We start from the raw sequence: 15,108 nt of genomic DNA on the forward strand, positions 1-15,108 counted from the left end.
AACTCGCCGTGGAGTAAACATCCTGTCCGACCACCGCATCCTCCGAGGGAGTGGCGATGAAGAAACCGGCGAACAGCGCACCGCCGATGAGGATCCCAGTGGCATATGTACGCAGCGCTGCACCGCGGCCCGCCTCCCGCCCGGTATCCCGGTGGGTATCCGCCCCGGACACCCCACCGCGCGCCGGAGAAATTGGCCCTGGTGTTCTATAACCCGAATCGATTTTTCGAACACCATGGCCCCCATCGGGGAAAGTCGGGCGACAACGGCCATTCCAGACAGACGCAGCGGGAACAACCGCAGCATGTGGCCTTTCAGCTACGTGAGATGCCGTTACATGGTTGATTGAGAGATTCATCTGCTGTTCCTTCGTCATGTGTACGGAGAGTACCCGGGCCATCGGACGTTTCGAACAGAACTATCGTTCACCTGTTCGAACTCGTTCGTATGTTCGATTTATAACACCCTGCCCGGCGATTGTCCAGAGCGCACCTGAATTCTTCGAACACCCGTGTCAGGATCGAACAAAATTATGTATGGTGGAGTGCATCATCCACTCCGCGTAAGACGGCTTTTCGAACGCCCGGTGATCACGTTCCACCGTGGAACCGGCGTACCGGGTCCCGACCACGGAACAGTCCGAACCGGTACCGGGACACGGTGAGCCGGAGGCGGCGGACCCGGATGTACCGGACAAACACCGGTGACAGCGACCACTTCCCACGATGAACGACGAAGACACCCAGGAGTCCCCGATGTCGACAGCGAACAAGCACGACCCCTCCGAACTGTCCCCGAGGCAACGCCGGATACTCGAGGTCATCCGGGATGCGGTGGTTCTCCGCGGGTATCCACCGAGCATCCGGGAGATCGGCGACGCGGCGGGGCTCCAGTCCACGTCCTCGGTGGCCTACCAGTTGAAGGAGCTGGAGAAGAAGGGATTCCTGCGCCGGGACCCGAACAAACCCCGTGCGGTGGATGTGAGGAACATGCCTGAAACCGCACGCCGTAGGGGAAAGAAGCCCGAGCAGCCAGACGTGGGCGATCAAATCCAGACGAGCTTGGTTCCGGCCCTCGGGGCGATCGCAGCGGGTAGCCCGATCCTCGCGGAACAGAATGTCCAGGAGTACTACCCGCTCCCGACCGATTTCGTCGGCGACGGCGAGTTGTTCATGTTGGAGGTCGTCGGCGAGTCCATGCGCGATGCCGCCATCCTCGACGGCGACTGGGTCATCATCAGGAGTCAACCCGTTGCCGAGCAGGGCGAGTTCGTCGCGGCAATGATTGACGGTGAGGCCACGGTCAAGGAATTCCACCGCGATACGTCCGGCGTCTGGCTGCTCCCCCGCAATGACGCGTTCTCACCGATCAACGGCGATAACGCGGAGATAATGGGGAAAGTCGTCTCCGTCATCCGGAAGCTCTAATGGAGGCTTTCGGCGGCCCTGCACCGGGGCCGCGCCACTGACGTCGGCACCACACACAATCGGGGGGTGGTTGTCTGTTTCTCCGGTAGCACACCCCCACCCGCCCGCTGCGCCGACACAAACCAACAAACGCCCGTTAAACTGCGCTTATCCGCCATGCGCGGGCAATATTTGCACGCTATGAACCTGCGGCGAGCCTGTGGATCTGTGGTTTTGGTCTCCCAGGAGCGTCCCATTCCGCCCGTTTGTTTCGCTTTTGTGGGAGACTGAAACAGTTAACTAGAAACGCAGGCCGAGGCACCGGTGGTCGATGATCCTCCCCCGCGTCGCACCCGAAGCACTCATCAGCACCGCGACGCGTCCTTCATCCCGTCGTTGTTTCCGGAGGTGGACCAGTGTCCCCACCACGACTGGTTCCTGCCGTGTACCGAGGAGGACCCATGTACGCAGAGGAACGCCGCAGACAGATCGCGTCGCTGACGGCTGTGGAAGGCCGTGTGAACGTCACTGAACTCGCCGAGCGGTTTGAGGTGACCGCGGAGACGATCCGGCGTGATCTCGCGGTGCTCGACAGCGAGGGGACCGTTCACAGGGTTCACGGTGGCGCAGTCGCCAGCCAGAACTTCCAGACGGCCGAACTGGCCGTAGATGTCAGGGCCAAGAGCGCTTCATCAGCCAAATCCGCCATCGCACGTGCTGCGGTGGACTATCTCCCGGATCCCCAGGGAGGAATGTTCCTGGATGCCGGGACGACACTCGCCGCACTCGCCGATCTGATTTCGGCCCATCCGATGGGCCCGCGGTGGTCGATCGTGACCAACTGTCTTCCGATAGCGCTGAAGATGGCATCGGCGGGACTGGATGAGGTTCAGCTGCTCGGTGGTTCCGTTCGGTCCATCACACAGGCCGTCGTCGGAGACACCGCACTCCGGACACTGGCGCTCATGCGCGCGGATGTCGCATTCATCGGCACCAACGCCCTGACCCTCGATCATGGATTGTCCACCGCAGACAGCCAGGAGGCCGCCGTCAAGCGATCCATGATCATCAACGCGCGGAAGGTGGTCGTTCTCTGCGATGCCACCAAGATGGGCTGTGACTACATGGTCAGTTTCGCGAGTATCGACGACATCGACGTCGTGATCACCGATTCGGCGGCGCCCCAGTCATTCGTGGATGCGCTCCGTGAACGCAACATCGAGGTCGTCATAGCGCAATGATCCTCACCGTGACACCGACCCCCGTACTCGAGCGCTCCGGGACAATCGGGGCCCCGCTCACAGGCGGAACCGTCCTCCGCCTGGAGCAGGTGGACACCTTCCCCTCCGGGAGCGGGGTGACGGTGTCCAGGCTGGCGTACCTCGCCGGACACCGGACACGCGCTCTTTTTCCCGCACCCGAGATCAGCCAGTACCTACGCATGTTGGCCCTTCTGGGACTGCCGCACGACTATGTACCGGTCGCCGGCCCGATCCAGACCAGGTTTCTGGTCACGGACAGCACAGGCCAGTCCACTCAGTTCCTGGACCCGGCGATGCCCCTTGATGCGGCACAGCTGGCACAACTCAGAGATCTCGCCGTCACTGAAGCGGAGGACGCGACGTGGGTCGTCCTGGGAGGCCAGCTGCCCGATGTCGCCCCGAACGGATGGTACGTGGAGGTCATCAGAGCGCTTTCCCTCTACCACCCGGAGACCAGGGTCGCGGTGGCCACCTCTGGGGGTCCACTCCGCGCGCTACTCCGGCAGCTGTCGACGATCACGCCGTACCTGCTGACCCTCACCGCGGGTGATATCGCCGAGCTGATCCCCGACGCGGACGCATCGGCGATCGGGACCGCTCTCCGGTCCGGAGACACGTCTGCGGTCGAACCCGCCGTCCGGCCCCTTTTGGAGGCCGGCGTTTCCGAGGTCCTCCTCAGCTGCCCGCCGGACACCGCGGTGGTGTTCAGCGGGGACGGTGGTGTCGTCGCCCGGTCGACCTCGCCTTCGGGATCCGGTCCCGAACGCTTCCGGGATGTTCTGCTCGCCGGCTATCTCCTGGATGACACTCCCGGAGGCCGCGAGGAACGCCTTTCCGCGGCCCTCGGGTTCGTCATCGCCGATGGCTCCCTCCCGGACGGGAGACTACCCACCCCGGACCTGGTTGATCCGACAACCGTGAACTGCACCGTTCTGCGGAACTGATTCCTCCCCGGTGGGGCACCGGAAAGGGCCGGGCCGGGAACCTCGCCTAGGTTCCCGGCCCGGCCCTTTCAACCGGGGGTCCTGCCTATGCCTGGGGCAGCGGGATGATCTCCCGGACGGCCTCTCGGGCCGCGATCGCCCCTTCCGCGTTGAGCGCGGCTTCGGCGGCCCGGACACAGGTCTCGAGATCAACCTCGGCCAACTGGGCCCCGACAGCAGCCAACGCCGTCGATGCCGCGGACAGTGAGTTGACCCCGAGACCCGTCAGCACGCAGGCAAGCAGCGGGTCAGCCGCGGCCTCACCACACACGCCGACCGGAGTGTCGGTCCGCTTTCCTTCATCACAGGTCATCTTGATCAGCCGCAGCACCGCGGGCTGCCACGGATCGGTCAGGTAGGCGAGCTGCGGGGACATCCGGTCCGCCGCCATGGCGTACTGGGTGAGGTCATTCGTTCCGATCGAGACGAAGTCGAGATGCGGCATGATCTTGTCCGCCATGAGGGCCGCAGCGGGAACCTCGATCATCGCACCGGCGGTCAGGCCTCGTTCGGCACAGAGTCCGGCGAACCACTTGGCCTCGCGCGCGGTAGCGACCATCGGTGCCATGACCCAGGTCGGGGTGTCTTCGCCCCGGCCGAGGTCCGCAGCGGCCTTGGCGATGGCGTCGAGCTGCCTGATCAGCAGGCCCTCGTTGGCCCGGGCGATGCGTAGTCCACGCACACCGAGGGCCGGGTTCATCTCATCGGCGAGAGTCGCGAAAGCGACCGGCTTGTCCGATCCGGCGTCCAACGAACGGACGACGACCTTGGAATCCGGGAACGCCTCCAGAACCTTTGTGTAGACCTTCGCCTGTTCCTCGACGGAGGGCTCGGAGGTTGCGGACAGGAAGCACATCTCGGTGCGGAACAGGCCGATTCCCTCGGCTTCCGTTTCCGCCGCCGTCACAGCGGCCTTTCCGTCCTGGACGTTGGCGAGCAGCTGCACACGGTGTCCGTCACTCGTCTGCGCCGGGCCACGCCACAGCGCCACCTTCTCGGCCAGTGCCTTGGACTCGGCGACCTGACGCTTCGCGTCCTCCGCATCAGCGCCGATCTCGATGCTTCCCTCACTCCCGTCGACGAGGACCATCTCGCCGGCGGCGATCTTGTTCAGGTCGGAACCGACGGCGACGATGCACGGGACGTTCAGCTGACGAGCGATGATGGCCGTGTGGCTCGTCGGACCGCCGAGTTCGGTGACGAGAGCCGTGAACTGCGTGGTGTCCAATGCGGCCGTGTCAGCGGGGGAAAGGTCATCCGCGAACAGCACGACCTCGCCTTCGACCTCAGGAAGGCCGGGCTCGTCCTCGCCCCGGATCTCTGCGATGGTGCGGTCGCGGATGTCCCTCAGGTCCGTGACGCGTTCCGCCATGATTCCGCCGGCGGCCTCGAACATCGAGATGAACTTGGTCGTCGCCGCGACGACAGCGTAGTCGGCGGGATGCCCGGCGGTGGTGTTCTTCTTCACCGCTTTGCGCCAACCACGGTCGCGGACCAGGCCGGCCGTCGCATTGAGCACCTCACTGGCCGCACCAACGGCCCGCTCCCCCCGGGAGGAGAGCCGTTCAGCCACCGTGTCAGCGGCAGCCACGAAACGCTCGTACTCGGCTTCGCGCTGGGCCTCGTCGACCTGCGCACCGGCCTGCGGGAGCTTGGGGCGGGGCTTGATCCACACCGCCTTCGCGTAGCGGATTCCCGGTACGACCGCCGTCCCGTGGAGTACGGTGTTTTTCGTGTCTTGCGTCACATTATCCATTATCCAGTCCCTGTCCTCACTATTGCTTCAGTGGTTCCGAAGATACCACCCCCAGTACCGAACCGCTGTGGGTTCCCACATATCCCACACAGGAACGGGAGAATCCGGGCAGAAACACAATATCGAGGGGTGGTTGATCAGGCGTACCTCAGGTCCGCGTCCATCCCCGGGATACGCCTTCACCTGCGCCCGGCAACGCACGGGACCCCACACGGAAGCTCGGACGGGGGCATACGGAGCTTGAACCGCCCGGATCTCGAGACAACGACCTCCGCGGTCGCCTGCTACGGTTGTCGCAGTCTCGGCAGAGAGACCGGCATCGTCTCCTCCCCGAAGCCGGCGAAGGTTCCCGGGAGCGGGACCGCCCATCCGCGGGCGTCGGACGACTTTCCGAGCTGCGGGAGGCGATCTCCTCCCGCGCACCGGACATTCCCGGCGAATCCCTCTGCACCACCGAACGAATCCGAGGACCTCCCCTTGATTCTCACCCTGACCCCGAACCCGAGCATCGATCTGAGTCTGAGCCTCCCGGCTCCCCTCCGACCGGGCGGGGTACAGCGTCTCACCTCGGTGACCCAGTCACCGGGCGGAAAAGGGATCAACGTCGCACACGCCTGCCATTGCGCCGGGGTGGACACCCTGGCACTGTTCCCCGCCCCGGCCGAGGGGACGTTCGTCAGACTGATGGCGGAGACCGGGATCCCCTACCGGATCATCCCGGGAGGTGTCTCGGTCCGGACCAACACCACGGTGACTGAGCCGGATGGAACTACGACGAAGCTCAACGGCCCCGGCAACCCCCTGTCGCCCGGTGCGGTGAAGGCCGTCGAGGAAGCACTGATCATCGCCGCGGGCGCGGCGGAGTGGGTTGTCCTGAGCGGGTCCCTGCCCCCCGGCGCCCCGCACGGCTGGTACCAGGATCTGCTCGGGCTCGTCCACGACACCTTCCCCGATGTCCCGGTCGCCGTGGACACATCGGACGGTCCACTTCTTGAGCTGGCGGACCGGATCCGGCACGGAGCGCCCGCACCGACACTCATCAAACCCAACGGGCTCGAACTCGGGCAGATCACCGGAACCGACGGTGCGGCGATCGAAAGAGCCGCGCTCGACGGTGACTTTTCCCCCGCCGTGGACGGGGCCCGCCGAATTCTCCGCCACGGGGTGCAACGGGTTCTCGTGACTCTGGGGGCCGCGGGCGCCGCCCTCGTCACCACCGAGGGAACCTGGACCACACCGGCGCATCCGATCCGACCGGTCTCCACTGTCGGTGCGGGCGACTGCACCCTGGCCGGATACCTCATGGCTGACTCGAGGGGGGAGGTACCGGCCGTCGCACTCGCGGAGGCCGTGGCACTGGGGGCCGCGGCGGCGAGTCTGCCCGGCACGTCGATTCCCCATCCGGGAATGGTCATACCCGATTCGGGTCTCGTCCGGAAGCTGCACTGAAGGTCTTCCGGTGTAGCCGCCGGAGGTCTTCCGGTGTAGCCGCCGGTCCCGGATACCTGGACCGGCGCCCACAGACCACGGCCGTCCCGTGCTCGCGCTAAACCCGGTGGTCAGCCCGGATCACTGTGTGGTCCAGGCGACTCACCCGTCCCCGATGTGGCGGCCGTCGCCGGATAGTGCGTAGAGTTGTAACCGGTACCTCGTTGCCCGACGGTCGGGACAGATCGCAAGTGTCTCCCAGTGCCCCGGTGGGCGGCAGAGGTTCATGAACGCTAACAGGAAACACTCCGCCCGTGCCCCGAGCACGAGGTAAGAAAGGACTGCCACATGGCTTCCAAGACCGTTACCGTCGGCTCTTCCGTCGGCCTCCACGCCCGACCCGCAACCATCGTCGCTGAAGCAGCGGCCGAATACGACGAGGACATCTTCCTGTCCCTCGAGGGAGAGGACGCGGACGAGGATCCCACCGAGGCCGCATCGTCGATGATGATCATGGCGATGGGCGCCAACTCCGGAGACCGTGTCACCGTCACATCCGAGAACGCGGAAGCTGTCGAGAAGATCGCCGCTCTGATCGAGAAGGATCTCGACGCCTGATTTCCCTGTCCCGGTCCGGTGGCGTCAGTCACCGGACCGGACGAGGGCCCCGGTACCGCTCATCACGGTGCCGGGGCCCTCTCGGTTCAAGAGCGCGTGTGCGAGGCTCCTCAGAGGAACTGGCCTTCGCCTATGTGCCGGTAGAGCCGGTTCAGGATCGGGTAGACGATGATGATCCCGGCGGAGCCCCAGGCGATGCCCTGGAGTTCCAGACCGAATACGGTCAGCGTCAGGTTACCGATGCCCGCGATCATCGCGACCGCGGCCGCCATCAGATTGACCGGGTTGCTGAAGTCAACCCTGTTGTCCTGCCAGATGCGCACGCCCAGCATCCCGATGAGACCGTAGAGAACGATGGTGGCCCCGCCCATGACGCCCCCGGGGACGGTGTTGATCAGGGCCCCGAACTTCGGGACGAAGGCGAGCGCGACCGCGGTGGACGCGGCCACCCAGTAGGCCGCGGTCGAGTAGACCCTGGTCGCAGCCATCACGCCGATGTTCTCCGCGTACGTCGTCGTACCCGAGCCTCCGAATCCGCCGGCGAGAGTCGTCGCCAGACCGTCCGCGATCAGCGCGTCACCCGCGACATCATCGAGGTCCCGTCCCGTCATGGCGGACACCGCCTTCACGTGACCGACGTTCTCCGCGATGAGCACGATCACCACAGGCAGGGTAACGAGAACGGCGGAAACCTGGAACGACGGTGCGTGGAACGTCGGGAAACCGATCCAGTCGGCTCCGGCGACGGCTTCCGTGGCGCCCTCACGTAGTTGCCCGGTGACCGCGGCGAACACCCAACCGACGATTACCCCGATGAGGATCCCCAGTCTGGCGACCATTCCGCGACCGGCCACCGAACAGAGCAGGATCACCGCCAGGGTCACGGCGGCGACACCGGGTTGTGAGGCGAAGTCCGAGGCCGCCACGGGGGCGAGGTTCAACCCGATGAGCGCGACGATGGCACCGGTCACGGCGGGCGGCATCACGGCGTCGAGGACCCGCTTGCCGGCGAGCCTGACGATCACCCCCACACCGACCAGAACCAGACCCGCGGCAACGATCCCGCCGAGCTGGACCGCGATCCCCTCCCCCTGGGCCGCGATGAGGGGTGCGATGAACGCGAAGGAGCTCCCCAGATAGCTGGGGAGCCGGTTCCTCGTGATCATGAGGAAGAGCATCGTGCCGAGGCCCGAGAACAGCAGGGTTGTGTTGACGGGGAACCCGGTGAGCGTCGGGACGAGCAGCGTGGCACCGAACATCGCTATGACATGCTGCATGCCGATGCCGATGGTCCGTGGCCAGCTCAGCCTTTCCTCAGGGTTGACGACGGCACCGGGGCTGATCTTCTTGCCGTCACCGTGGACGGTCCATCCGAATATTTGGCTCACAGCGTGCCATTATCCGCTTCATGGGTCTCCGCGGGCAATTCACGGCGCCCGGAGAGGCCATTCAGGGTGCTTTCAGGCGCTGGAGTGCCGGGTTGTCATCTATCCGTCGAAGGGACGGGCTGCCTCGACCCGACGTGCTATCTCGACCACCGCCGACGTATCACCGTTCGCGGTTTCGATGGTGACGGCGTACTTTCCGAACACGTCAACCGCGAGATTCTGGGTCACCGGGATCAGCGGTACGGTAGCCCGCGCGGAACCGCCCGTGGTGATCTGCGGCAGACCCTCGGATCTGCCGACCAGGGCCACAGCCCCCTGATCCTCCATCTGCTCCCTGATCCTCCTGACGATCTCGCGCCCGCGGTCGAGGACCTCGTCCGATTCCCCGAAACTCATCGGTGGTGTCAGGCCCGCCTCGATGAGAGTGAGTCCGTAGGGCGCGGCCTCCGGATGCTGCCGGTAGTACTCGACGAGATCGTGGAGATTGCTGATGCGGCCGGAGGCATTGGCGGCGAAGTAGGTCTCCATGGAAGGTCCGACACCGGCCACGAGAGCGTCCATGAACGGCACCTCCTTCAGTTCCTCGATACTCTCCTCGAGCTCCGGGGTCGGCTCGACGACGGTGATCCGGGCGCGCTCGAGCGCCGCCACCAGAATCGGATCCAGCCCCATGCCTATGACGGTGAGCTCGGTATCCGATGGGACCACCGGTTCGATGCCGCAGGCCGACCTGAACCCGATCGCGAGGTCGGCTGCGCTGCGCCCGAATACGCCGGGGGAATCAACGCGGTCGTCAATCGGCACGATGCCGCTGATGTCGCATTCGCCCCAGCCGGCCCTGGCACCGTAAACCCCGGCGGCGACGGCGGGCGCGATGACGGAGCCCTGGGTCTCGGTGCCGAAGGTCAGGTCGGCGTAGTCGAGGGCTATCGCGGTGGCCGATCCGGTCGAACTGCCGTGGGGGTCCCGGTTCAACGGATCCCGCGCGTCGAGGGTCTGTCCCCCGACCGCACTGAATCCGTTGGGGTTGTCGACCGTGAGGAAGTTGGCGAGTTCACTGAGGTTGGCCCTACCCGCGACGATCGCGCCGGCCTCCCGGAGTTGGGCGACGAGCGGCGAATCCGTCTCCGCCACAGCGGAGTGCAGCGCCCTCGAGCCGGCATCGTTCGGCAGTCCCGCGACGGCGATGTTCCCCTTGACGAGGACGATGGCACCGCGGAGAGGCTGGCCCTCGCTCGGACCGACACCACCGGCGTCGAGCTTCGCGGCGACCGTGATCGCTTCGGGATCGAGTTGCAGGACCGAACGGTAGTAGCTGTTTGATTCCCGCATGTTCGCCACGTAGTAGGCCAGGGCCTCGGTGTTCGTCACGCCGAGTTCCCGCCGCGCCTGCGCCCGCCCGGCCAGATCGCGCCCCTCGAAGGCTACAGATATCTGATGGCGCCTCTCCGGGCTCAGATCCGCGAGAATGGCGTCATAGGGCGCGTAGTCGATCTCCGTCTGGCCGGCGTACGTATTCACCTCCTCGTCGAGGGTGAAGTCACCGTCGACCCGCCGATGGAGAGACCCGTCCCGGCTGCTGAGATTGTTGTAGGTTATGACGCCACCGACCGCGATGACGCCGATGGCGACTATCGAGGTGACGACTCTGGTTATCGTGCGCATGATCCGGCTCGTTTCTCTTGGACGGGTTGACTGCGCCGGGAAAGAGGTCCGGTTCGGGTGACGCCACACGTCGAACCGTCATTCCAGGCATCACCACACCGTTTCTACCTGTCCGGACGAAACGGCGTGGAGATTTTCGGGGTTCCACTCCCCCGGAACCGGTGGATCACTCGGCGACGGGATCCGGTTGGACGGCGAATTCCGCGAGTTCGGCGGCAACCGACTGCGGTAGCCGGACATCCACGAGAGCACCGCTCTCACCGTATGTCTCCGACAGTACGGTCCCGTGTTCATGCAGTCGGGCGACGATGTCACCCCGACTGAAGGGGATCTCGAGATGGACGTGGGCGTCGAGCGAGTTCAGGAACGCCTCGACCCGCTGTTCCAGCTCGGGTATCCCCTCGCCGGTCAACGCCGAGACGAAGACCACATCATCGATGGCGTGCCGGAGCTCCGCGAGGACCAGCGGGTCCGCGGCATCGATCTTGTTGACGACGATGAGTTCCGGCGGAGCCGGCACATCGAGTTCGCGGACGATGTCGGTGATCACCCCGTTCACGGCCTCGATCTGTTTGAGCGGGAACGGATCGGAACCGTCGACGACGTGCAGGACGAGATCCGCCTCCACGACCTCCTCGAGCGTGGAGCGGAAGGCCTCGACGAGCTGGGTCGGCAGGTGCCGGACGAATCCGACGGTGTCGGTGAACACGACCGCCCGGCCGTCGGCGAGTTCCGCACGCCTCGTTGTGGGGTCCAGGGTCGCGAACAGGGCGTCCTCCACGAGAACGCCCGCGCCCGTCATCGCGTTGATCAGCGAGGACTTGCCGGCGTTGGTGTATCCGGCGATGGCGATCTGGGGGATGGTCGAGTTCCTGCGCTTGGCCCTCTTGACGTCCCGCGATGTCTTCATGCCGGAGAGCTCACGACGAAGCCTGGCCATGTCCTGGCGGAGCCGCCGACGATCGGCCTCGATCTTCGTCTCACCGGGTCCACGCAGTCCCACCCCGCCGTTGGAACCGGCGCGGCCACCGGCCTGCCGGGACAGTGCGGAGCCCCAGCCGCGTACCCGCGTGATCAGGTACTCCATCTGCGCCAGGGAAACCTGCGCCTTGCCCTCCTTGGATTTCGCGTGCTGGGCGAAGATGTCCAGGATGAGCATGGTCCGGTCGATGACCTTGACATCGAGCGCCTTCTCGAGGGCGATGAGCTGTCCCGAGGACAGTTCACCGTCGCACACGACGGTGTCGGCTCCGGTGGCGGTCACGATCTCCTTGAGTTCCCGTACCTTCCCGGAACCGATGTAGGTGCCGGCGTCCGGCCGATCCCGCTTCTGGTAGATCATCTCGACAACCTCGGAGCCCGCCGTTTCGGCGAGCGCCTTCAACTCGGCCATCGTGGCCTCGATTTCCGCGGTCGTGCCCTCCGTCCAGACACCGGCGAGGACGACGCGCTCGAGCCGCAGCTTGCGGTACTCGACGTCGTAGCCGTCGGACTGCTCGGTGGTGTGGGTGTTGGCACCACGGGTCAATTTCCGGAGACTGGCGCGTGCCTCCAGATCGAGTTCACCGGTCGTCGGATCGTGCACCTGATCGCCCGGTTCCGCGGCGGACGGAGCATGCCCGACGGCCTCGAGTTCATGCTCCGGGTTGGCGCGACCGGATTCCTCCGGGGCGTAGCCCGCGACATGGTCCTTGAAGGCGGCGGCGAGCAGGTCATCGTTGTTTCTCTGAGTCATTGTCATCCATTGTGGCACAAACCATCCCAGGGCAGGTGTCGCGTCGATTCAGGGGGCGCCGGCACAGATGACACCCGAACAGGTCTCCGCGGCTGTGGGTCCCCGACGCGACCGAACGGAACATCAGCACCTAGAATCGGTGACATGAGTGAAGATCTCGCAAGCATCGGCCTCCGCTACGACCGTTGGCAGGACGCCGTGGAAGCCGCCATCGCATCTGGTCAACTCTCCGTGACAGGTGAGGTCCGCGGCGGGCAGCTGATCCAGTTCGCCGACCCTTCGGGGGCCTGCATCAACATTCTCGCGGTGGAACCCTTCGCCACCTGGGCCGGGTTCGAGTCCACCACCGACGCTCTCGGGCACGTCAACATGATCACCGATGTGCTGGCGTTCTGTGACGTCGTGACCGGGGATGGCGAGCAGATCGCCTCCATCACCGCGAACCTCGCGCAGGGTCCGCTCCTCGTTGACGAGAATGCCCAGCAGTGGCAGCAGCTCGCCATCACCGCCCTTGGTGTGGACACCACCGTGTACCCCTCCGCAGAGGAATTCACCGCGGAGAAGGGCGGCGAGGTCGGGATGCTGGTCAGTCACGGAGCTGCGGTGGTCCTCGCCGGGGACGGATCGCGCGTCCCCGACGCCGGTGCGACGCTCACCGCTGAAGTCCGATCCGCCGAGTACCGGACGACGGCACTCTCCGGCCAGCGGTTCATCCACTGTGCCATCGAGGCACCGTTCCCGATGGACCTCTGTCTCCCCGATTCACCACAGCTCCCTGAACGTGGTTCGGTCGTCGCCGGTACCGTCATGCTGACCGCTGCGGTCAAGATGCCCGCCGGCTGCGGTTCCGGGGGTGGCGGCTGTGGTTGCGGATCCGGCGGATGCGGGTAACACCGCTACCCGGACGAGCACGGACGGCGGTTTCACCGTCACTCTCCCGAACAGTGAGGATGTGAGCGACCATGGACGATGATGCACTTCCGGAACGGACCGGCAGCGGCAGTCCCGTCTCCCCGTGGCCACTCGTGGCCACGGGCCTACTCTGCATGGTCCTCACCGCATGGCTGAAACTCGAGGGCATCATTCTCGGAGCACTGATCATGTCCATGGCCTACTTCGTGCTCCGTCACAGACCGGACGGTGCGGAGGCCGAATCACTCGCCACATCGATCAGGTTATCCGCCGAAGACATCAGCGACGTCATCGATGAGTTCGAGAGATTCCGAAGCGGAACAGACCCGGATTCGGTCACCGACCGTTCGCAGAAGCGGCCCGCGCTCGCGGACCCGGACTGCGCCCACCCGGACATCGAGACCTTCTATTTCGAGTACGGCACCGCCTGTCGCTTCATCGGCCGTCTCGACGAGCGGCTCACCGGTGATCTGAGCATCCCTCAGCTGGAGACCCTGCTCGGGGTCACCGACAGGAGGGCGCTCGATCTCCGGGACGCCTGGGCACGGGCCCGCCGAACGGCTCTCCGACTCGGCGTCGACTACGACTGATCCCGCAACGACCCCTAGGATGACCATCATGTCCGATCCCGTTTATCCACGTCCGCACACCGCCCCCGGGTCCGAGCCAGCCCGAGGCTCAACCCCCGAGGCCCTCGCCCACATTCCGGACGGCAACGGTGTCGCGATCTTCGCCCTGTGCGTTGCGGGGCTTCTGGGCGTGGGTTTCCCGCTCTACCAGGAGCATCCGCTCCTCCAGTGGATCCTGTTCAGCCTGTCGGCACTGCTGGGGCTGCTCGCGGTACGGAGGGCACTGCAGATACCCCGCGGCCAGCACGGCCGCAGACTCGTGATGTCGATCGCGGCTGTACTCATCTCACTGTTCATGCTGTGCTTCACCATCTGGCTGGAGTTCTACGTCATCCGGGGCGGCAACCCGATCCCGGGGCTCGAGCAGTTCGTGACTGTGCCGGGGCAGGACTGAATCCCGGAGCACCCGGCCCGCAGAGGGGACTAGCCCACCGACCTGTCGGCGAGGAGCGCGTCGCCGTCGATGGTCCCTTCAGCGACGATCAACGACGGCCCGGTCAGGGTCGCCCCGTCCTCCCGGATGACCACGGTGAGTTCCCCACCCGGTACGACGACGGTGACCTCGCCGGTGACCTCCCCCGCGTCCGCGAGCGCAGCGACGGCGGCAGCCACCGTTCCCGTACCGCAGGAGAGTGTCTCACCTGCGCCACGTTCGTGGACCCGCATGTGGACGCGACCGTCGACGAGCTCAGTGAGGATCTCGATGTTCGCCCCCTCCGGGAAGAACTCGGGGTCGAGGGTGAAGAGCCGGTCCACCGGGAGTTCCGCCAGTTCCCCCGCTGAAAGCCCCGGAAGGACGCACGCGAGATGGGGGTTGCCCATGTCGACACCGATGCCTGCGAAGCGCTGGTCCGATACCGCGCACGTACTCACCCCCGTCACCTCCGGCAGCCCCATCTCGACGGTGATCTCCGCGGAGGTGCCGACGCAGTCGTTGATCCGGACCGTCCTGAGTCCGGCTCGGGTGCCGACACGTACGGTGTCGGAGTCGGTGGCCCCGCTCGAGCGGAGCCAGTGCGCGAAGACCCGCACTCCGTTGCCGCACATCTCCGCTGTTGTTCCGTCCGCGTTCCGGTAGTCCATGAACCAGTCCCCGGCGGCGACCCCGCCCGGCAGCTCCCGCAGCGCTCCGGAGGCCACAAGGTCCCCGGCCCTGCAGACCCGCAGAACACCGTCCGCGCCGATACCCCGGTGCCGGTCACAGAGCGCGCGGATGAGGTCCGGTGAGAGGTCGATCCGGGCCTCGGGATCGGGGAGGATGATGAAGTCGTTGCCCGTCCCGTGGCCTTTCGCGAAGATGAGCTGTCGTCGCTGGTTCGTCATGGC

13 protein-coding genes are annotated in these 15,108 nt (G+C 65.6%); 8 read left to right on the plus strand and 5 right to left on the minus strand.

The genetic code is table 11. The features are described from left to right. Positions 1-755: 755 nt before the first annotated feature. From lexA to JDV75_RS04755, 3 genes are all read left to right on the plus strand, one after another. Positions 756-1,427, plus strand: a complete 672-nt coding sequence (lexA, locus tag JDV75_RS04745) for a transcriptional repressor LexA (protein ID WP_418884385.1) — start codon at positions 756-758, stop codon at positions 1,425-1,427. Between the two features lie 440 nt (positions 1,428-1,867). Then, positions 1,868-2,647, plus strand: a complete 780-nt coding sequence (locus tag JDV75_RS04750; protein ID WP_198738086.1) for a DeoR/GlpR family DNA-binding transcription regulator — start codon at positions 1,868-1,870, stop codon at positions 2,645-2,647. 8 nt (positions 2,648-2,655) lie between these two features. Continuing rightward, the gene (locus tag JDV75_RS04755) at positions 2,656-3,612 is read left to right on the plus strand and encodes a carbohydrate kinase family protein (protein WP_198738087.1); all 957 of its coding nucleotides are present in this window, start codon (positions 2,656-2,658) and stop codon (positions 3,610-3,612) included. Positions 3,613-3,697: 85 nt separating this feature from the next. On the opposite strand, the gene ptsP is transcribed toward JDV75_RS04755, so the two are convergent. Beyond that, on the minus strand, positions 3,698-5,407 hold the full coding sequence (gene ptsP / locus JDV75_RS04760; protein ID WP_198738088.1) for a phosphoenolpyruvate--protein phosphotransferase: 1,710 nt from the start codon (positions 5,405-5,407) through the stop codon (positions 3,698-3,700). Positions 5,408-5,884: 477 nt separating this feature from the next. Between ptsP and JDV75_RS04765 the strand changes: the two genes are divergently transcribed. After that, positions 5,885-6,856 carry a 1-phosphofructokinase family hexose kinase gene (locus JDV75_RS04765; protein ID WP_198738089.1) on the plus strand — a complete coding sequence of 324 codons (972 nt, stop codon included), beginning with the start codon at positions 5,885-5,887 and terminating at the stop codon, positions 6,854-6,856. Between the two features lie 327 nt (positions 6,857-7,183). Further along, positions 7,184-7,453: an HPr family phosphocarrier protein gene (locus tag JDV75_RS04770; RefSeq protein WP_198738090.1), complete on the plus strand. Its 270-nt coding sequence runs from the start codon at positions 7,184-7,186 to the stop codon at positions 7,451-7,453. Positions 7,454-7,563: 110 nt separating this feature from the next. Here the strand turns inward: JDV75_RS04770 and JDV75_RS04775 are convergent, their stop codons facing one another. The 3 genes from JDV75_RS04775 to hflX form a co-directional block, all read right to left on the minus strand. Beyond that, on the minus strand, positions 7,564-8,841 hold the full coding sequence (locus tag JDV75_RS04775; RefSeq protein ID WP_198738091.1) for a solute carrier family 23 protein: 1,278 nt from the start codon (positions 8,839-8,841) through the stop codon (positions 7,564-7,566). A gap of 99 nt (positions 8,842-8,940) precedes the next feature. Further along, on the minus strand, positions 8,941-10,506 hold the full coding sequence (locus JDV75_RS04780) for an amidase family protein (protein WP_198738092.1): 1,566 nt from the start codon (positions 10,504-10,506) through the stop codon (positions 8,941-8,943). A gap of 166 nt (positions 10,507-10,672) precedes the next feature. Beyond that, positions 10,673-12,241, minus strand: a complete 1,569-nt coding sequence (gene hflX / locus JDV75_RS04785) for a GTPase HflX (protein WP_198738093.1) — start codon at positions 12,239-12,241, stop codon at positions 10,673-10,675. 144 nt (positions 12,242-12,385) lie between these two features. Between hflX and JDV75_RS04790 the strand changes: the two genes are divergently transcribed. From JDV75_RS04790 to JDV75_RS04800, 3 genes are all read left to right on the plus strand, one after another. Then, positions 12,386-13,132 (plus strand): hypothetical protein, encoded by a 747-nt coding sequence (locus JDV75_RS04790; protein ID WP_198738094.1) that lies wholly within the window; start codon positions 12,386-12,388, stop codon positions 13,130-13,132. Between the two features lie 71 nt (positions 13,133-13,203). Next, positions 13,204-13,743, plus strand: a complete 540-nt coding sequence (locus tag JDV75_RS04795; RefSeq protein WP_198738095.1) for a hypothetical protein — start codon at positions 13,204-13,206, stop codon at positions 13,741-13,743. A 28-nt stretch (positions 13,744-13,771) separates the two neighbouring features. Continuing rightward, positions 13,772-14,176 carry a hypothetical protein gene (locus JDV75_RS04800; protein WP_198738096.1) on the plus strand — a complete coding sequence of 135 codons (405 nt, stop codon included), beginning with the start codon at positions 13,772-13,774 and terminating at the stop codon, positions 14,174-14,176. Between the two features lie 29 nt (positions 14,177-14,205). On the opposite strand, the gene dapF is transcribed toward JDV75_RS04800, so the two are convergent. Further along, positions 14,206-15,105, minus strand: a complete 900-nt coding sequence (gene dapF / locus JDV75_RS04805) for a diaminopimelate epimerase (protein ID WP_198738097.1) — start codon at positions 15,103-15,105, stop codon at positions 14,206-14,208. Positions 15,106-15,108 lie beyond the last annotated feature (3 nt).

Source organism: Corynebacterium meridianum (assembly GCF_016342265.1).
GTDB classification, from domain to species: domain Bacteria; phylum Actinomycetota; class Actinomycetes; order Mycobacteriales; family Mycobacteriaceae; genus Corynebacterium; species Corynebacterium meridianum.